Here is a 17,513-nt window from a genome sequence, read left to right as displayed (position 1 = left end):
AATATCGTGAGCTTGCGGTAGGCTGATTGATAGCGCTGTCAACTTCAATATGACAGCGCTGTCAATTCGGATGCTACTGCGAATATCGCGAATTTGCTTGCTGCATGGCAGCAGGGGAGAAAATCCATGCCACGTCTCAAGAAGGTGTTGGTCGTCGGGGGTGGCACGGCCGGCTGGCTGGCCGCCTGCTACCTGGCCAAGGCGATGAACAGCACGGCGCCGGAGAGCGTCCAGGTGGAGCTGGTCGAGTCGCCGAACATCCGCCTGCTCGGCGTGGGCGAGGCGACCTTTCCCTCGATCCGGGGCACGCTGGCGGCGATCGGCCTGGACGAACGCCGGTTCCTGGTCGGCGCCACGGCGACGTTCAAGCAGGGCATCCAGTACGTCAACTGGGTGCGGCCGCCGGGCATGCCGGGCGCGGATCGTTTCTTCCATCCGTTCAACACGCCCAGCCGTCGGCCGGGCAGTCCCGAGCTGTTGCCGTATTGGTTGCTGGGCGCGGCGCCCGAAGGCACGCCGTTCGCCGAAGCGGTGACCATGCAGAGCCGGCTGGTCGATCACGGGCGCGCACCAAAGCACGCCTCCGATGCCGATTACCAGGCACCGATGAACCATGCCTACCATTTCGACGCGGCCGCCTTCGCCGCCACCCTGGCCGAGCACGGCCAGGGCCTGGGCGTGAAGCGCCATCTGGCGACGGTCGAACGCACGGAGCTGGACGAGCGGGGCAATATCGCGCGGGTGGTCACCACCGAGCTCGGTGCGCTCTCGGCCGACCTCTACGTGGATTGCACCGGCCTGCGCGGCAGCCTGATCGGCGGCGCCATGCGATCGGCGTTCCGCAGTCGCCGCGACGTGCTGTTCGTCGATCGCGCGGTGGCCTTGCAGGTGCCGTATCCGGCACCGGACACGCCGATCCTGCCGTATACCCGGGCCACGGCGCAGCCGGCGGGATGGGTCTGGGACATCGGCCTGCAGAAGCGCCGCGGCATCGGCCACGTCTATTCGTCTCGGCACATGGATGCCACGCAGGCCGAGGAGATCGCGCGCCGTTACGTCGGTGCGGCGGCCGATGCGCTCGAAGCCCAGCACCTGCAGTTCGAGACCGGCTATCGCCCGGAACACTGGCGCGGGAACTGCGTGGCGGTCGGTCTGGCCGGCGGGTTCGTGGAACCGCTGGAATCCACCGGCATCGCGCTGGTCGAGCTGGCGGTGTGCATGCTGACCCACCTGTTCCCGGCCGATCACGACGACATGGAGCGCACGGCACGGCGCTTCAACGAAATGATGGTGGCGCGCTACGAGCGCATCATCGACTTCATCAAGATGCATTACTGCCTGTCGCAGCGGCGCGACTCGGCGTTCTGGATCGACAACGCCAACCCGGCCAGCATTCCGCCGACGCTGCGCGATCGCCTGCAACTGTGGCGGCGTCGCCCGCCGCACCGGCTGGACTTCGTCACCGACCTGGAAATGTTCATGCCGGCGAGCTGGCAGTACGTGCTCTATGGCATGGAGTTCAGGACCGACCTGGAGCACGCCCGCAGCGCCTACCCGCAGATGGACGAGGCGCGGCGCGAGTTCGCGATGATCCAGCAGGTGGCGGGGCGCGCGCTGCAGGATCTGCCGGATCACCGGGCGCTGGTGGAGCAGTTGTGCCGGCAACATGCGCAGCGAAATCCGGTTCGCACAGGCGAACCGGTGGCAGTCGGCGGTTGACGCCTCCGGCGCGCGCGATGCGCGCCGGGCTCCGACCTCAGCGCAACTCGACCACCACCAGCCCCTGCGGCGGAATGTCGAGCTGCAGCTTGCCATCATGCAGTTCGACGCGCTGCGGCGGCGCCATCTCGCCGGCCTTGCGCAAGGCGGCGATCTGCGCGCGGCTGGGGAAGTCCGGGCGACCCATCTGGTCGAACGCGGCTACCGCGTTGCCGTGGTTTTCGTCCAGCCGCCACACGGTGGCATGGGCGCCGGCGGCGAGGTTGCGCACGTCGACGCTGAAATGCCTGTTCGTGCCCCGGGGCTTGCCGGGCGTGTAGCTGGCGGTGTCGCCCACTGGCGGGGCGTAGTTCCACAGTGCCAGCACCACGGTGCCGTCGTCGCGCCTGGTCACCAGGGCCGAGTCGGAGTCCGATTTCAGCTGGCGATCGCCCAGCTTGTGCAGCATCGCGAAGGCGTTGAATGCGGGCTTGGGGATGCGTCGCGCGGCGATCAGGCCGAAGCCGCCGTAGAACGGATTGCGCACGATGCCCTGTTCCTCGAACACGTCGGAGAACGACCAGTAGCTCATGATCTGGATCTTGCCGGCGCACTCGCGGATCGTGTTGGCCATCCACGGCCCCATGAACACGGTGTCGGTGACGTTGGGCAGGTTGGCGTAGCTGGCGTTGTACTCGCTGAACACCAGCGGCATCTGCGGGTAGGGCGAGGCGAGGATCTCCTTGTGCACCTTGTCCACCGTGCGGCAGACCATGTCGCGGCGCGGGATGTGCTCGTCGCTGTGGAACACGTTCTGCGCGGTGTCGTCGCCGTAGACGTGGGTGCTGAGGAAATCGACCGGCACGTTGTTCTTTTTCGTGTGCGCCAGGAAATCCGTGGCCCACGCGCCCTGTGCGGTGGCCGGCCCGCCGACGCGCAGGCGTGGGCTCACCGCCTTCAGCGCGCGGGCGGTGTGGTCGTACAGCGTGTAGTAGGTGGACTGCTTCGGTTCGCCGGCCCAGAAGCCGATGTTCGGCTCGTTCCACACCTCGAAGTACCAGCTGGCTACCTCGTCGATGCCGTAACGCGCGACCAGGTGGCGGGCGAAGGCGGTGATCATCGCGTCCCACTCGGCGTAGTTCTTCGGCGGCGCGCGGTTGGGGTGATACCAGAACTCCTGCAGCTCGTTCGGGTCGGAGGTGAGCTCCGGCGGCATGAAGCCCAGCTCGATGAACGGTTTCACGCCGTGCTCGAGCAGGCCGTCATAGATCTGGTCGATGTAGGAGAAGTTGTAGCGGATCGAGCCGTCCGGGTCGCGGTTCACCATGCCCACGTCGTGGTCGAAGATGCCGTGGAAGCGGATGTAGCTGAGGCCGGTGGCCTCGCGCACGGCGTCCAGGTCCTTGCGGTAATCGTCGCGCAGCGACAGCGAGGCGCGGCCGGAGCCGAACATGGTTTCCCAGAAGTGCGGGAACGGCGTGCCGGCGGCCTGTGCGTCGACGCGGATCTGCACGGTGGCCGGCGTGGCCGCGAGGGCGGAGCCAACCAGCAAGGCGCTGGCGCACAGGCCGAGCAGGAAATGGCGGAAGGCGGCCGGGAGGCGCATCGGGGGATTCCTCGTCGTCAGCGGAGCTTGGGGTCGGTGGGGTCGGGCACGCGCGATGTAAACGTTTACGTGCCGACTGCCGCAGTATCTTGCAGTCGGCGTGCGGCGTCCAGTGAGCCCCGTCCGCCCGGCCGGCGCGAGTCAATCGGACCGGGCGTCGCCCAGCGGGTTGTCGGCAAACCAGGCCACCAGTTCGTGCATCTTCCGTTCGAAGCCAGCGGGCGTGTTGATGCACAGGAAACCGCATTCGGCCGCGTCGCGATTCTCGAAATCGTGCGGCGTGCCACCGGGGATCAGCACCCAGCTGCCGCGCGGCGCTGGCGCCCACTCGCCGTCGATGCAGACGCTGAGCGTGCCGGCGAGGACATAATAGATGTGGTCGTCGTCATGGGCATGGCTGCCCGGCCCGCCGGTGCGCGGCTGCAGCCACCACTCCGACAGCGAGTAGCGCTCGGCAGTCTGCGCGCCATCGGCATGGAATACCGCGCGCATGCGGCCCATGTCGTAGCGGCGGCCCTGCGCCGGTCGCGTGATCAGCGGCTTGCGGGTGGCGTCTGGCGCGTTCATGCGAACCTCCTCATCCGGTCGAAAAATCACGATTCTCCGCGCTTGCCGCCCGCTGCCGACGGAGCGATGGTGAGCCCGATCAGCCGCGAGACCACCAGCGCGAGATACATCACGCCGACGAACATCTCCAGGCTTGCCACCGCCCGCGCGTGGACGGTGATCGGGATGACGTCGCCGATGCCGGTGCTCGACATCAGCGCGAAACTCAGAAACAGCAGCTCGGTCCACGTGCGCGGTGCCTGCGGGTCGACCGCCGCGGAAAAACAGCCCGGCTGCAGGGTCTGGCACAACACGAACAGATAGGTGAACGCCCACACCAGCAGGGTGAAGGTGGCCCCGGCGGCGAACAGCTCGTCGGTGGTGGCGCGCCGGTCGGCCAGCATGTACGCGATCAGGCAGCCGGCCGCGTAGAAGTAGAACAGCGCCTCCAGCGCCGCCCACCAGGGCCGCAGCGCCGGCAGCTCCAGCGTCAGGCCCATCACGTTCAATACCACTGCCGGCACCGCGATCGCCAGGCTCACCCAGCCGCGTCCGCGCGTGCGCTGCACCATCGCGATCGTCAGCAGCAACACCACCACACCGAACGCGCCGAACAACGCGCGCGCCGAATGTGTCTGCTCGATGAACGGATACAGCAGCAAGCCGGCCAGCTGCACCAGCAGGAGGATCGCCGAGGGATGGCGGATCACCGTGGCCACCCAGCGTGGCCGGGCGATGCGCGAAGTGTGGTGGTCGGAGGCGTTCGCGGTCTGGTTCATGCGTGCTCCTGCGTTTCAACGAAAGGAAGTTCGAACGCGGGAATTCGTCTTGATCTTGCGGGGCGCACCATGGATTCCCGCGTTCGCTGGGATGACGTTACTGGGCCTTCCGGGCTCTCCGCGCGGCTCGGCACAAGACATCTTCTCGCCCGCTCTCACTCCTCCCGCCTGACGCGATGGCTCGCGCACAGCTTGTTGCCGTCGGGGTCGCGCACGTAGGCCAGGTACAGCGCGCCAAAGCCGCTTTCGCGCAGCCCGGGCGGCTGTTCGATCGAGGTGCCGCCGTGGGCCACGGCGGTGTCGTGGAACGCGCGCACCTGTTCGGGCGAGTTGCACTTGAAGCCGATCGTGCCGCCGTTGGCGAACGTTGCCGCGCCGCCGTCGATCGGCTCGCTCACGCAGAAGGTGTTGCCGTCGTGCCGATAGAACAGGCGGTCGTGGCCGGTGGCGGTCCGGTCGCGGTGCGGTTGGCCCGCTCCCAGCGTACCCAGCACGGCGTCATAGAAGCGCTTTGCCCGTTCGATGTCGTTCGAGCCGACCATCACGTGACTGAACATGGCGTATGTCTCCGCATTGGAAGGTGGCGGCCGGCCGACGGTCGGGCGCTGCCTAGCCTGCACGGCAGCGGACCGGCGATGCAAGGCCGTCGACGGCCGCAGTCGCGCAGTCCGCGTGATGGGCTGCACAGTTACTGCCAGCCGGCGTCGCGCGCTGCGCGCTCCTGTTTCGCATCGAAGACTTCGCCGCGCAAGCGGGCGTCGATCGCGGCGCGGACCGCGCTCGGCAAGTCGCTGGCCGCCTGGCGCAGTTCGCCGTCGTACCCGGGCGAGGGCGCCGCGGTGAGCACGGGCACGCTCCAGCCGTCGTCGCCATGGCAGGCGAGCCCGGCGCGCGCCGGTGCACGATGCAGCACGAAGCTGCGGCAGATGTGCCCGTCGTTGCTGCGGAAACTCAGGCCGATCGCCACCTGCGCATCTGCTTCCGGTTCGCTTGCCAGCGCATGATTCAGCGCTTGCTCCAGCGGACCGGCGGCAAACGACTGGCCGCCGTGCATGCGCAGCATGTCGCCGTCGGCGCGCGGCCACCACAGGGCCACGGCCAGCAGTGCCACCGACGCGGCCAGCGCGGCGCCCACATACCAGCGCCGTGGTGCGCGGCGATGCATGGCGTGCGCATGACGTCCACCGGCGAGCGCCGGGGCGGCGGGCGGCTGCAGCAAGGCGGACAGCCGCGCCGGCACCGGCTCGTCGAGCACCGGGTCGAACGCGGCATGCAGTTGCGCGCGCACGGCACGCGCCTGCTGCACGCGGTGCGCGAGCACGGCGTCGTGCGCCAGCGCGGCGTCGACGCGCGCGGCCGCGTCGGCGTCGAGTTCGCCATCCACGTAAGCCTGCAAGGTGTCGTCGTCGATCGCGTTCATGCTTCTTTCCCAAGGTGGGCCTGCAAGGTGGCGCGGGCGCGAGCCAGGCGACTGGTGACGGTGCCCACCGGCACCTCCAGCAGCTCGGCGGCCTCGCCGTAGGACATGCCCTCGACCAGCACCAGGGCCACCACTTCGCGATGGTCCGGCGGCAGCGCCGCCAGCGCCATCGCCAGTTCCAGTTGCTGCGCCGGCTGCGCACTGGCGCGGTCGGCCGCCATCTCGCCGGCTTCCTCCGGCGCGAACAGATGCTGCGAACGGCCGCGCGCGCGCAGTTCGTCGCGCCAGGCATTGCGTGCGATCGCGAACACCCACCGATCCAGCGCGGCATCCGGCCGCCACTGCGCGGCACGAGCGAGCGCGCGCTCCAGCACGATCTGCACCAGGTCGTCGGCGTCGGCGGCCTGGCCGGCCAGCGCCCGCGCCAGCCGGCGCAGGCGCGGCAACAGCGGGATCAGTCCTTCGCGCACGGCGTCGCTCGAATTCACGCATCACCTTCCATTACGTCTGGAGGGGTGGATTCCTTCCCTCGTGCGCGTCGGCGCGGTTCGAGGGCGTAAAGCGGGGCCATGCTAGCATCCGGCCCCGTTGCTCCCGAGGCCGTTGGCCATGCCCATGCGCCGTCCGTCCGCCGTGTTCGTTTTGCTGCTGGCCATCGCCTCGATCGGCGTGGCGCCTGCGCAGGCGCAGGTGCTCGGCCCGGTGCAAGGATTGCCGAACGTGCAACTGCCCGGCGCGCGTCTGCCCGGCTTGGATCCCGTTGCGCCCTTGCACAGCGTCGACGACCTGCTGCGCGGCCCACTCGCCCTCACGCGAAAAGTGCAGATCGACACGCTGCGGCGCAGGGAGCCTCGGCGCGTCGACATCGACCCGCACGGCGCGCCGGTCCTGCGCGGCGAATTCCTCGCCACCGGCCTGTCGACGGCGCAACGCGATGCCGTGCAGGCAGCCGGTTTCGTGGTGGATCGCCAAACGTCGGCGGATGCCACGCTGGGGCTGGACTTCGTGGTGCTGCACGACACCCGCAACCGCCGCACGTCCCGCGCCCTGCGCGCCCTGCAGCGAGCCGCGCCGGGCGCAGCGTTCACCTATCAGCACCTGTACCTGCCCGCCGGCGAGGGCGACGCGGCCCGCGTCGCGACGGCGGCGGCGCCGTCGTCCGTTGCGCCATCGCAACGCGTGGGGCTGATCGACGGCGGCGTCGATCCCGGCGATCCCGCGCTGGCGCACGCGCGCATCGAGCGGCACGACTGCACCACGGCGAATCCGTCGCGGCACGGCACGGCGGTCGCCGCGCGCCTCGTCGCCGGCGACGCGGACACGCTGTATGCCGCCGACCTGTGGTGCGGCGATGCGGTCGGCGGCGCCACCTCGAAACTGGTGGACGCGCTGGCGTGGATGGCGCGCGAGCACGTGGCGGTGATCAACATCAGCTTGGTCGGTCCGGACAACCCGGTGCTCGCGCGTGCAGTGCAGGCGATGATCGCCCGCGGCCACGTGCTGGTCAGCGCCGTGGGCAACGACGGCCCCGCGGCGCCACCGCTGTATCCGGCGGCGTACCCGGACGTGATCGGCGTCAGCGGCGTCGACGCGCGCGACCGTGTGCTGCCCGAAGCCGGCAGCGGCGAGCAGGTGGATTTCTGTGCGTCCGGTGTGGTCGGCAGCGGCCGCAACGCACTGCGTGGCACCTCGTTCGCGGCGCCGATCGTGGCGCGAAAAGCGGCGCAACTGTTGGAAGCCCCGCGCACGGGCGCCGCGGCCCAGGTGCAGCAGCAGCTGATCGGCGAAGCGCGCCCGCTCGGCGCCCGCGGTCGCGACCCGCGTTACGGTTACGGCCTGCTGTCGCCCTGAAACTGAACGCCGCCCAAGCGTCACTGGCCGGTACGGAAGGATTCCCCCGGCAGCGACGTACAGGACCTTGGAAGCCGCGGATCGTCCGCTGGCAGGAGGTCCTACCATGCGCAACACGACTCTCATCAACAAGACTGTCACCATCGGCCTGCTCGCCGGCACGCTTGCGCTCGCCACGGCGATACCGGTGCATGCCCAGGTGCTGGGCGGCGCGCTCGGTGGTGGCATCGGCGGTGGCTTGCGCGGTTCCATGCCGACCACCATGGACCAGATCGGTGGTCGCATCGACGGCGCCGCACGCGGCATGGGCAATCTCCATGCTCCCGACGTGAACCCCCGTGCCGCCGAACGTCGCGCGCCGCACCCGCGTGCCGGGGCAGCCGCCGATGCGGCCACCGGCGCCGCCGCGCAGGCCACTCGCCAGGTGAACGGCCAGGCGGGCGCGGGTGCGGCCGGCAGCCTCGCCGGCTCGGTCGCCGCCAACCCCGCCGGCAACGGCAACGCGGTATTGAACGGTGCAGGCGAACTGGGTTCTTCCGTGAATGGCGCCATCGACGCCAGCGGTCCGCGCCGGGCCGCCACCGATGCCGCCGGTCAGGCCGCCGGCTCGACGCGTTCAGCCGTCTCGACGGCCAAACGCGGAACCCGCAACGCGCTGGATCGCGTGCAGAGCGCCCCGGCGAACGCCGAAGCCGCGGCCAGCGCGGGCCTGGACACCGCCGGGCAGGCGATCGCCAACGGCGCCCAGTCGGTCAGCGCGGACGGCTCGCTCGGCGCGGCTGCCGCAGGCAACGCGGCGCGGACCAGCCCGGTAACCACGGACGCCGCGCAACAGCCGTCGAATGACTCGGCGTCCCCGTCGTCGGGCCTGCTGCCCCAAGCAGCGGATGCCGCACGCCGCACCGGCAATGCATCGCTCGACGTCTCCGGCTCCGGCGCCGCCCACGGCACCACCGACGCCAACGCTGGCCCGGCCGCCCAAAGCAACGGCTCGGCCAACGCCGGCGGCCACGCCAACGCCCACGGCTCGGCCCGCGGCGGCCTCTCCGCCTCGGCACAAGCCAACGGCGACGCCGGTACCAGCGCGGATGCGCAGCACTGAGTCCGTAGTGCAACTTCCGCGGCCTGCCGCGAACCCTGTCCCAGGTTCGCCGCAGGCCGCGGTTCGCTCCCCGCCTTCATCGCGGCCCGCGCCGGGATGGCGAGAAGGCAGGCGGGCAGGAGGCAGCGGACGAGGATCGTCGCAGGGGTGAGAAAGAGTGCGCGATGCATCCAGTTGACACGCGAAAGGCGGCACCGGAGCCGCGCTTCGCGAACGTGCCGCGCAAACTGCAGCAAGAATCAGGCCCGCAGGAATCCCGCTGGCGTGCAGGCCGTCCATGGCTGCCGCGTCATTTCAGATGCCCTCGCGATGCAGTGCATCGAGGTAGTCGGCCCTTGTGTCGAGCGTGATCTCCGGAAGGCTCTCCGCGATGGCTGCCTTCATCCGGCGGCTGGCTTCCTCGTCGAGAGGACCGAGCGCAAAGATGTCGCGGCGCACCTGCGCGCTGGGCCACTGCGCATAGCTGTACCACAGGCCGTCGGAACCGCGATGCAGGCGAGAACCGAGCGAACCGCGCAACCGAAGCAACTCGGTGATGCGGGACCAGCCTTGCACGAAGTCGTCCTCGGCGCCGGCATGCAGACGCCAGCGATACAGGGCGATGAAGCAGTCGGTGGCAGCGGACGGTCTCGACGTCATTGCAGTCTCGGGCTGATGACTTGCACGTGAGTTGAACCCGGCGCGAAGCCGGGCGAAGCACGCGATACGGCAAACCGGCTCGAGCTGCCGGCCAACGCCTGAATTGAGCCGAGCCGCGAAGCGGCTTCGGCTTGAATGAATTTTTGGCACTCACCGACTATAGGGAGAGCGAAAACTCCGGAGTGTAAGGTTCACACATGCCTCTCTGCGTTGGATTGATATCGGCAAGCTTTACAAATGGGACTCGACGATACTGCGTGGAAGGGTTAGGCGTCCTCTTGCCTGTTGCAATATCAGGAAACTGAGTGGAATTGAGTCTGAGCGCATCCACGAGGTAGTCCCATGTGGTTCTGCCGTTAGGCAGTTTGAAATTGCTGTCGTACCACGTTGTTGCGACGTCATCGTTCGGCCATCGGACAATACCGAATTCATCAATGATCGCGGCCAAGTCGGGCGGCGCCGTTGTTGGAACCGCAAAGTCGGACTCCAGCCAAACGTGTGGACGTTGCTCGGGTGGAAGTTGTTTCACCGCCTCCAGTGCCAAAAGCACGATTGCGCGGTGATTTGGGTTGCAGGTTGTGCCATGGCGAGGGTCAAAGCCAAGCAGGAAGTCTGGCTTGAATTGCGAAAGAGTGTGGTAGATGCGATGCACGAGCTTGGTGCGTCCGCCTACGTCTTTTGCCCACTCGTCAATATTCCTGTCAAGACCTGCGTCATTCCAGGGTGAAAGTACGTCGCGCCAGCCATAGAACTCATGGCTCGCGTTCAAGTTTGAAGCAGAAGCGGCAGTCTCGTAGCGCCGCATCGAGCTGCACTTTTCAAGATCATGCAGTTTAAGCGGGATGATGCACCCCGGACTATTTGCCTCAGCTGCAACAACCAGGTGGCAAGTTGCTCCATTGAAGCGGCAAACTTCAGCCAGGAGAGGGGCAAACAGACTCTCGTCGTCCGGATGAGCGGAAACCAAAAGAACTCGCTTGCCGGCCATCGTCTCGGCTAGTGGGCCGGAAAATTTTGGTGCTTCTTTCGCACAGGCCAGGCCAGGAAGAATGATTGACAGCGCTAATGCGAATAGCCGTTTCATTGCGACCTCCGCTTTCACATGCGAGAGAAATGGGTGTGAGTACCAACGCTTGAGTCAAGCCGCGGCGAAGCCGTCCGCCTTGAGCGACTGGTTGGGCAGCCCGCACTTCACCCGAGGTGCCCTGTGATTGTTGCAAACAGCAAAGTACCACCTACGCATGCGACGAAGATTGCGAGCGACACAAGAAACTTGTGACGATAGCGCAGGCCCGCGTCTGTGAGCATCTTGGAGCTAAGGAGCACGTTGAGCGGGTTCCAGAGCGTGTCGCGACCCCGGAGATTGATACCTGGGCGAGCTTGGCGAACAGCCTTGAACGCGTAGACGGCACACGCCAGCAAAGTGAGGGCCGCCGTGAGCCAGATGGCCGCAAAAGCCACGAGTGCAACACCGGCAAATAGGGACATGCCTGTCTCCGTGCCTAACGAGGTTGTAGAAAAACCTCTGCCGATCTTGCTTCAATAGCCCCACACGAACAAGTGGGGCCGACATGGCGCGCTACCTACACATTGACATGAGCCCGCAGCTGTTGCCGGTGGATCTGCAAGCACAACGCTCGAGTCAACCGGTCGCGGAGCGCGGCCCGCTTGGACGACTTGTCCGGTCGTGATCCCCCACTTTTGGACACGTTCTCTTGAACAGCGGGCCACCGACCTGGGGAGCATAGAAATAGACGTCACTACCCGGACTCGTGGTGTTTATCGGCACACCGTTTTTTGACTTGAGTATTGCGATGACGCCTAGCTTATCCGAGATCAGCGCGTCAATCTTCTCCGCATCCTGTGCTTTGCCTTCCTTCGCCTCGCGACTATACAACGTGAATGATTTTTCTGTGCTCCCATCCTTATGGATGGCAACAAGAGAGTAATGCCCATCTTCTCTGTTTACGCGCATGGTGATCGGTCCATTTGGGTCTTGCGCGTAACACCCGAGTAGTACGTCTGCGTGGAGTGCGCTTGGTGACGCTGCGACAGCTTCTGCGCTGACGCACACGAAAAATGCTGCCAATAATGACAGATGAGTACTACGTGAAGCTTTCATGTGTTTTGATCTCCATAGGCAAAACTGGCGCTTGAACTAGGCGGTGGCGCAGCCGTGCGCCTTGAAGGGAGTGTCAGACGGTTGCGATTGCTGTGCTTGGGCGGCCTGTTTAGCCCTCACTCGCCTTGACGCCAGTTTTGGGAAAAATATCATCCGGCTCAATCCAGTGAGGAAGTACACCGCTGGAAAAAACAGAAATGTAGTCGCTATAACAAGAGATATAGCTGGATTGGAACGGTATGGAATTAGGCATCCGGCGACAAGGGTCATAAAAAGGCAAGGCAAAACGCAAGCACCAAAGTCACACACCTTTGGCACGGTTACTTTCTGCTTACAGCAAGGACACTGCATCGACCAGACCTTGGAGCCCCGCATGGTTACGCGGCACATCTCAAAATATCGAAGCTCAATGAAGTGCCTGCAGAGCGGACAGTGCATGTGGTTACTCCTGCCTCTCTACGTCTAACGCTGGAATAAGCGGCGGCGAAGCCGTCCGTCTTGAACGAGCTGTCAGACATAGGCCCAGACAGCCCACGTGCCTATTGGAACCAGCGCAAACAGCACCACGACGCCCAGACATCCAGAGCCCCGCCCTGACGAACCACGTACACCATAAGACTCGCGCTCTTGCGGCGGATGCGACTGGAGCCACTTGTGGTGGCAAGACTGACAGAAGAATTTTGTCTTGCCATTGCGCCACGCCTCTGCAGTGCGGTTGGTGTGAAGTGCCTGTACACCGCAGCGACCACACTTGAAGGACTTGGAGGGCGGTATGCGCTTTGGAATGAGCTTGCCGATGAAGCCGACCACGATCACCAAGACGACGCCAATGCCCAATATGACCTCAGTACTCATCAGACAGCATCCCTATGCCTAACGCTGGAGTTGAGAGGCAGCGAATCCGTCCGCCTTGAACGAACGGTCAGGCATCGCTGCCGCGATCACCCTGCTGCATTTCTGGTGTGTCCTTGCAGATTGCGCAGTGCTGACCTCTACGAGATTGATAAAGTCTGCCCACCGTGAACACGATTGCCGTGATGGCGCCCCATATTGCAGCTTGAGTCACGGAGTAAGACAAATCATGGCCTTTGAGCATTTGCGCTGCGCCGATGATGACAAACGCGCCAACGAGAACGGTAAAAAAGCGCTTGATCCAGAATGCGGTACCCACCGAGATGCTCCCCATGAGGCCTAACCAAGTAGACCCAACAAAGTGGGTGTTGCTCAGAGTATGCGGCGGTGCCCCTGCTCGCACAAGCAGACGATTCTCGCGTTGGAACAGGGGTTTGCGTGCATGGCAGGCGGGGCAGGGTGTGGGCATCTCCCGTTGTTGTCAGCGACTTTCGGGCCGGCATGAATTGCCGGAGCACGCATGGCGGTGTAACGGCGGCGCAGAGTCTGCGGTTGGTCTGGTGGAAACTGTATGCCTTTCGTTCCGGCGCGTCGGTTCGCGGCCGCGACGGGGCCGGGATGTTCCGAGGCGGTCCGAAGATGCCGCCGTCCCCGCGGAAGCAAAGCTCGATGGGTCGTATTCCGGGGTGCCCGCCTGGCCGGTCCTTCGGCCGTTCGGGGGTGTGCTTCGTGGGCGTGGCCGGAGAAGTTGTGCGCTTATCGCCGGTCGTGCAGCGTGACCGTCGTTGTCTTGCCGGCGGGCAGGCGCACCCACGTCTCCGGGCCGTAGCGATCCTTTCCGGTGGCCCAGCCTGCGGTGTCGGTGCGTTGCAGGGTTGCGGCGTCGGCTTGTGCAGCCAGCGGCTTGCCGTCGACTTGCACGGCTTGTGCAGCGTGGCCGTGGATCTTCAGCAGCCAGGTGCGCAGGGCGGGGTGGAAGCTTCCTTCGGGTTTGCCGGTCCGGAAGGTTACGGTGTCGCCATGTTGCTGCAGGGAAAGCGACTGGCGGAAGTACGCGCCGTGTTCGTAGGCGTAGGTGCTGCCGTCGTCGTCGTAGTAGTCGAAGCTGGTGCGCTGGTCACCGGGGAAGGCGTCGAGCGAGATTTCGGTGACGGGTTTCTGGCCGACGTAGTCCTGCACCGCCTGGGTCGGGATGATGGCGCCTTCACGCACGAACAGCGGGATGTCGCTCCAGTGGGTGGCGTCCACTGCCAGGGTAATGGTCTGGCCGCCGGCGTAGGACTTGCCGGTGAACCAGTCGAGCCAGGTGCCGGCGGGCAGGTAGATGTGTTTTTCGGTCTGGCCTTGCTGCACTACCGGCGAGACCAGCAGGTAATCGCCGAACAGCCAGCTGTCGACGTCGTTGGCGACCTTCGGATCGTGCGGCCAGTCGAACAGCAGAGGACGCACCGGGCCGACGCCGTCGACGTGGCGGGCGTACTCGTAGCTGTAGATGTAGGGGATCAGCGCGTAGCGCAGGCGGATCGCCGCGGTGGCGGCTTTCTCGGCGACGGGGCCGTAGACCCAGGGCTGGCGTTTTTCGTCGAACGCGCCGTGCACGCGGAAGATCGGGGTGAACGCGCCGAACTGGATCCAGCGCGCGTAGTTCTCGTTCGACGGGTGGCCCTTGAAGCCGCCGCCGTCCATGCCCCATTGCATGGCGCCGACGTTGATCGCACTGAGCATGCGCGCGCGCTGGCCGGCCATGCTGGCGAAGCCGGTGTCGATGTCGCCCGACCAGAGGCCGTAGGCGTAGCGCTGCGAGCCAAGCCAGAAGTTGCGGTTGACCGACCACACGCGCAGCTTGCTCTGCGCGCGCTGTGCCTCATACAAGGCACGCTGCATGTTCATGAACTCGGTGTCGCTGCCGGTGGTGTCGGCCTCGTCGTTCCACCAGCCGACGATGCCTTGGTCGAAGCCGTACTTCATCGCCAGCTCGGCGAACCAGGTGCGCGCGGCGGGGATGTCGAAGTCGATGTTCTTCACCGGTTTGTGCGAGAAGTAGTCGTCGCTGACTTTCTCGCCCGGCACCCAGAAATCGTGCTCCGTCGCGTAACGTCCCTCCACCGTGCCGACATGGAGGCGCGGCTTCATGATGCCGGTGAGCTGGATGCCGCGCGCGTGCAGCTGTTTCGCCAGCGCGCCGCCGGGGCCGTCGGGGAACTTGGCGGGGTTCCAGCGGAACTCGCCGTAGTTGTCCTCGCCCCAGGCCTTCCAGTCGAAATCGAGGGTGAAGTTGTCGATCGGGATGTGCCTGGCGCGGTAGGTGTCGACGATCTGCAGGAGTTCCTTCTGGTCGATGCCCCACTGGCTGTTGGTGAAGCCCATCGCCCATTTCGGGAACAGCGGCGTGTGGCCGCTCAAGTCGGCGACCGCGGCGAAGATCGCCTTGGGCGCGCCGACGATCACGTAGACACCCAGCGGCGTCGCCTCGGGTGCGGCGATGTCGATGCTGGCGGGCGCCAGCATGAAGTGGCCGCCGTCGATGTCGGCCAGCACGGCGTAGCCGGCGGTGCTCCACGCCAGCGGCGCGCCGGCCCAGCCCTGCTCGCCGGCCTTGGCCTCCAGCTTGCCTTGGCGCAGCATGCCGGCGCCGACATCGCTGGTGAAGGCGTCGTAGCCGCTGACGCCATACATCGGATCGCCGGCCGCGTGGCCGAGGCTGAGCTTGCCGTGCGCCAGCGCGCTGACGTCGGCGATGTGCAGCAGCACGTGGTCCTGCGCGTCGGCGATGGACAGGCTGTGCGCGGCGCGGTCGTAGCGCACGTGCACTTGCGGCGAGTCGAGCGTGAGCGCCGTGGTCGCTTCGCCGGTGCCGGTCGGCGCGGATGCGAGCGCGGGGTCGATCACCATCGAACGTGCCGGCGACTTGCCGTCGACGAGCGCGCTCAGGTGCACGACGTTGGCGGCGGGCAGGGTGATGCGCACACTGCCGGTGTCGGTGGGGATGTCGATGCGCTCACTCGTTGTCGAGGAGGTGGTGGGTGCCTTGGCCATGGCCGGGGCGGCTGGGGCGAGCGCGAGCATCGTGGCGAAGATGCCGGCGAGCAGGGCGGACGATCGGGTCATGAGTGGGCTCCGCAGTGGGGTCGGTGCAGGCTTGCGTTCGCGTGGGAGCCATGTCCCTCCCGCAGGAGCCCGCTCGCGCGCGATGCTCTTGGGCCGGAATTCGGGATTCGGTCCTTCGACAAGCTCAGGATGGCGGGTTCGGGATCCGGCAAAGCCAGAGCATCGCCCGCGAGCGGGCTCCTGCCGTGGTGGCGGTTCTCGCGATTCACTTGGTGCTGGCCGATGCCGGTTGCAGCACCGCCGAGCCGTACGCCGGCAGGTGCAGCACACCTTGCGCCAGCGTAGTCGCGTCCTCGGTACGGGCGCGCACGCCGGCATAGCGCTGCAGGTCGTGCGCGGCGAGCCGGATGGTTTGCGCGCTGCCGGACAGGTTGTGCACCACCAGCACCGCACCGTGCGCATCGCGCAGCTCCCACGCGATTAATTGCGGGTTGCCCAAGTCGCGCGTGGTCAGCGCGCCATCACGCAGGGCGCCGATGTGGCGGCGCCAGCCGATCAGTTCGCGGTAACGCGCCAGCAGGGAGTGCGGGTCGGCCTGTTGCGCCTGCACGGTGACTTCGGCGCCATCGCCGGCACTGAAAGCCTTCCAGTGCGTCTGGTCGGTGCCTTGCGGGTCGCGATACCAGCGCATCGGCTCGCGCAGGTCGGGGTCGGGTTTCTTGCCGCGCATGCCGAGTTCTTCGCCGTAGTAGATGAACGGCTCGCCGGGCAGCGTGAGCAGCATCGCGGCGGCGATGCGCATCTGCTGCGGGTTGTCGTGCAGCTGGCTCATCACCCGTTCCTGGTCGTGGTTGGACAGGAACGGCACGTCCACGCCGTACTTGCCGGTGACCGCGTGATAGGCCCGGGTGGTGCCGTCGAGCAGGGCGGGCAGCTTGCCGGCGTGGCCGCTGCGGGCGCTTTCGATCAGCTGCACGGCCAGCGGGAAGTTGAACACGCCGCTGAGCGGCTTGAACCACGGCGCCAGCTCGGCCTCGGTGTCGCGGGTGACTTCGCCCACGACATAAGCCTGCGGATCGACGCTGTCGATGCCGTGGCGGAACTCGCTCCACCAGGCGAGGTTCTTCGCCAGGATCTTCGGGTCGTGGCGCTGGTTCTCGAAGTCGTAATAGACGTGCTGGGCCGCGTCGAGGCGGAAGCCGTCGACGCCGCGCTTCAACCAGAACCGGCCGATGTCGATCATCTCCTTGCGCACGGCCGGGTTGTCGAAGTTCAGGTCCGGCATCTGGTCGACGAAGATGCCGAGGTAGTGCTGCTTGCCCAGCGCGTGCCACGCAGGCGAGCCGGTGGCGCTGACCGCATCGAGATCGGTGTGCCTGTTCGACCACTGGTACCAGTCGTGGTACGGGCTGGCCGGATCGCGCGCGGCCTTGAACCACGGGTGCTCGCTGCTGCTGTGGTTGATGACCAGGTCCATGATGATCCTGATGCCGCGCTTGTGCGCCTCGGCCAGCAGGCGGTCGAAGTCGGCCAGGGTGCCGTACTCGGGGTTGATGCCGCGGTAGTCGGTGACGTCGTAGCCGTGGTAGCTGGGCGAGGGATTGATCGGCATCAGCCAGATGCCGCTGACGCCCAGCGATTGCAGGTAATCGAGTTTCGCGGTGACGCCGTTCAAGTCGCCGATGCCGTCGCCATTGGTGTCGACCCAGCTGCGCACGAAGATTTCGTACCACACGCCGGAGGCGGCCGGCTTCGTGTCCGCGGGTGCCGGCCTGGTGGCGGCGATTGCCGGGCCGGCGATGAGCAGGGCGAGCAAGGCGAGCAGGGCGAGGCGTGATCGAGGCATGGCG

The 17,513-nt window shown here is 66.4% G+C and carries 17 protein-coding genes; 3 read left to right on the top strand and 14 right to left on the bottom strand.

The genetic code is table 11. The features are described from left to right. Window positions 1-126: 126 nt before the first annotated feature. Window positions 127-1,719 (top strand): tryptophan halogenase family protein, encoded by a 1,593-nt coding sequence (locus ACVCMB_RS07715; protein WP_447106562.1) that lies wholly within the window; start codon window positions 127-129, stop codon window positions 1,717-1,719. 37 nt (window positions 1,720-1,756) lie between these two features. Here the strand turns inward: ACVCMB_RS07715 and ACVCMB_RS07710 are convergent, their stop codons facing one another. The 6 genes from ACVCMB_RS07710 to ACVCMB_RS07685 form a co-directional block, all read right to left on the bottom strand. Further along, entirely contained in the window at window positions 1,757-3,304 is a 1,548-nt protein-coding gene (locus ACVCMB_RS07710; RefSeq protein ID WP_447106561.1) for a GH39 family glycosyl hydrolase, read from the bottom strand. Window positions 3,305-3,445: 141 nt separating this feature from the next. Beyond that, entirely contained in the window at window positions 3,446-3,871 is a 426-nt protein-coding gene (locus tag ACVCMB_RS07705; RefSeq protein ID WP_447106560.1) for a cupin domain-containing protein, read from the bottom strand. A gap of 26 nt (window positions 3,872-3,897) precedes the next feature. Then, the gene (locus ACVCMB_RS07700) at window positions 3,898-4,629 is read right to left on the bottom strand and encodes an ion channel (RefSeq protein WP_447106559.1); all 732 of its coding nucleotides are present in this window, start codon (window positions 4,627-4,629) and stop codon (window positions 3,898-3,900) included. A gap of 155 nt (window positions 4,630-4,784) precedes the next feature. Beyond that, a complete protein-coding gene (locus ACVCMB_RS07695) occupies window positions 4,785-5,186 on the bottom strand; it encodes a VOC family protein (protein WP_136257895.1) in 402 nt (133 codons plus the stop codon). Window positions 5,187-5,317: 131 nt separating this feature from the next. Beyond that, window positions 5,318-6,049 carry an anti-sigma factor family protein gene (locus ACVCMB_RS07690; RefSeq protein WP_447106558.1) on the bottom strand — a complete coding sequence of 244 codons (732 nt, stop codon included), beginning with the start codon at window positions 6,047-6,049 and terminating at the stop codon, window positions 5,318-5,320. Then, window positions 6,046-6,537 (bottom strand): RNA polymerase sigma factor, encoded by a 492-nt coding sequence (locus ACVCMB_RS07685; RefSeq protein ID WP_136257897.1) that lies wholly within the window; start codon window positions 6,535-6,537, stop codon window positions 6,046-6,048. The genes ACVCMB_RS07690 and ACVCMB_RS07685 overlap by 4 nt, the downstream gene beginning before the upstream one ends. A gap of 121 nt (window positions 6,538-6,658) precedes the next feature. On the opposite strand from ACVCMB_RS07685, the gene ACVCMB_RS07680 reads away from it, so the two are divergent. After that, entirely contained in the window at window positions 6,659-7,900 is a 1,242-nt protein-coding gene (locus ACVCMB_RS07680) for a S8 family serine peptidase (RefSeq protein ID WP_447110592.1), read from the top strand. Between the two features lie 106 nt (window positions 7,901-8,006). Beyond that, window positions 8,007-9,002 carry a hypothetical protein gene (locus ACVCMB_RS07675; RefSeq protein WP_447106556.1) on the top strand — a complete coding sequence of 332 codons (996 nt, stop codon included), beginning with the start codon at window positions 8,007-8,009 and terminating at the stop codon, window positions 9,000-9,002. Between the two features lie 294 nt (window positions 9,003-9,296). On the opposite strand, the gene ACVCMB_RS07670 is transcribed toward ACVCMB_RS07675, so the two are convergent. From ACVCMB_RS07670 to ACVCMB_RS07635, 8 genes are all read right to left on the bottom strand, one after another. Then, on the bottom strand, window positions 9,297-9,641 hold the full coding sequence (locus ACVCMB_RS07670; protein WP_447106555.1) for an antibiotic biosynthesis monooxygenase family protein: 345 nt from the start codon (window positions 9,639-9,641) through the stop codon (window positions 9,297-9,299). 157 nt (window positions 9,642-9,798) lie between these two features. Continuing rightward, window positions 9,799-10,725 (bottom strand): PIG-L deacetylase family protein, encoded by a 927-nt coding sequence (locus ACVCMB_RS07665; protein WP_395119907.1) that lies wholly within the window; start codon window positions 10,723-10,725, stop codon window positions 9,799-9,801. A 107-nt stretch (window positions 10,726-10,832) separates the two neighbouring features. After that, the gene (locus tag ACVCMB_RS07660) at window positions 10,833-11,129 is read right to left on the bottom strand and encodes a hypothetical protein (protein ID WP_447106554.1); all 297 of its coding nucleotides are present in this window, start codon (window positions 11,127-11,129) and stop codon (window positions 10,833-10,835) included. Between the two features lie 154 nt (window positions 11,130-11,283). After that, complete coding sequence (locus tag ACVCMB_RS07655; protein WP_447106553.1) at window positions 11,284-11,763, bottom strand: hypothetical protein; 480 nt, start codon at window positions 11,761-11,763, stop codon at window positions 11,284-11,286. A 510-nt stretch (window positions 11,764-12,273) separates the two neighbouring features. Further along, on the bottom strand, window positions 12,274-12,618 hold the full coding sequence (locus tag ACVCMB_RS07650) for a hypothetical protein (protein ID WP_447106552.1): 345 nt from the start codon (window positions 12,616-12,618) through the stop codon (window positions 12,274-12,276). A 67-nt stretch (window positions 12,619-12,685) separates the two neighbouring features. After that, window positions 12,686-12,934 (bottom strand): hypothetical protein, encoded by a 249-nt coding sequence (locus ACVCMB_RS07645; RefSeq protein ID WP_447099855.1) that lies wholly within the window; start codon window positions 12,932-12,934, stop codon window positions 12,686-12,688. A 437-nt stretch (window positions 12,935-13,371) separates the two neighbouring features. Then, window positions 13,372-15,723, bottom strand: a complete 2,352-nt coding sequence (locus ACVCMB_RS07640; RefSeq protein WP_447106551.1) for a glycoside hydrolase family 31 protein — start codon at window positions 15,721-15,723, stop codon at window positions 13,372-13,374. 205 nt (window positions 15,724-15,928) lie between these two features. Continuing rightward, the gene (locus tag ACVCMB_RS07635) at window positions 15,929-17,509 is read right to left on the bottom strand and encodes an alpha-amylase family glycosyl hydrolase (protein WP_447106550.1); all 1,581 of its coding nucleotides are present in this window, start codon (window positions 17,507-17,509) and stop codon (window positions 15,929-15,931) included. Window positions 17,510-17,513: the final 4 nt, after the last annotated feature.

Source organism: Rhodanobacter sp. UC4443_H10, from assembly GCF_052978325.1.
This window is presented reverse-complemented; position numbering and strand designations above follow the sequence as displayed.

What these genes read in the sequence shown, in the direction of transcription:
- ACVCMB_RS07700 (WP_447106559.1), bottom strand. Translation starts at nt 4,629, where the DNA reads ATGAACCAGACCGCGAACGCCTCCGACCACCACACTTCGCGCATCGCC.
- ACVCMB_RS07655 (WP_447106553.1), bottom strand. Translation starts at nt 11,763, where the DNA reads ATGAAAGCTTCACGTAGTACTCATCTGTCATTATTGGCAGCATTTTTC.
- ACVCMB_RS07680 (WP_447110592.1), top strand. Translation starts at nt 6,659, where the DNA reads ATGCCCATGCGCCGTCCGTCCGCCGTGTTCGTTTTGCTGCTGGCCATC.
- ACVCMB_RS07715 (WP_447106562.1), top strand. Translation starts at nt 127, where the DNA reads ATGCCACGTCTCAAGAAGGTGTTGGTCGTCGGGGGTGGCACGGCCGGC.
- ACVCMB_RS07650 (WP_447106552.1), bottom strand. Translation starts at nt 12,618, where the DNA reads ATGAGTACTGAGGTCATATTGGGCATTGGCGTCGTCTTGGTGATCGTG.
- ACVCMB_RS07675 (WP_447106556.1), top strand. Translation starts at nt 8,007, where the DNA reads ATGCGCAACACGACTCTCATCAACAAGACTGTCACCATCGGCCTGCTC.
- ACVCMB_RS07670 (WP_447106555.1), bottom strand. Translation starts at nt 9,641, where the DNA reads ATGACGTCGAGACCGTCCGCTGCCACCGACTGCTTCATCGCCCTGTAT.
- ACVCMB_RS07705 (WP_447106560.1), bottom strand. Translation starts at nt 3,871, where the DNA reads ATGAACGCGCCAGACGCCACCCGCAAGCCGCTGATCACGCGACCGGCG.
- ACVCMB_RS07635 (WP_447106550.1), bottom strand. Translation starts at nt 17,509, where the DNA reads ATGCCTCGATCACGCCTCGCCCTGCTCGCCTTGCTCGCCCTGCTCATC.
- ACVCMB_RS07690 (WP_447106558.1), bottom strand. Translation starts at nt 6,049, where the DNA reads ATGAACGCGATCGACGACGACACCTTGCAGGCTTACGTGGATGGCGAA.
- ACVCMB_RS07710 (WP_447106561.1), bottom strand. Translation starts at nt 3,304, where the DNA reads ATGCGCCTCCCGGCCGCCTTCCGCCATTTCCTGCTCGGCCTGTGCGCC.
- ACVCMB_RS07665 (WP_395119907.1), bottom strand. Translation starts at nt 10,725, where the DNA reads ATGAAACGGCTATTCGCATTAGCGCTGTCAATCATTCTTCCTGGCCTG.
- ACVCMB_RS07695 (WP_136257895.1), bottom strand. Translation starts at nt 5,186, where the DNA reads ATGTTCAGTCACGTGATGGTCGGCTCGAACGACATCGAACGGGCAAAG.
- ACVCMB_RS07640 (WP_447106551.1), bottom strand. Translation starts at nt 15,723, where the DNA reads ATGACCCGATCGTCCGCCCTGCTCGCCGGCATCTTCGCCACGATGCTC.
- ACVCMB_RS07660 (WP_447106554.1), bottom strand. Translation starts at nt 11,129, where the DNA reads ATGTCCCTATTTGCCGGTGTTGCACTCGTGGCTTTTGCGGCCATCTGG.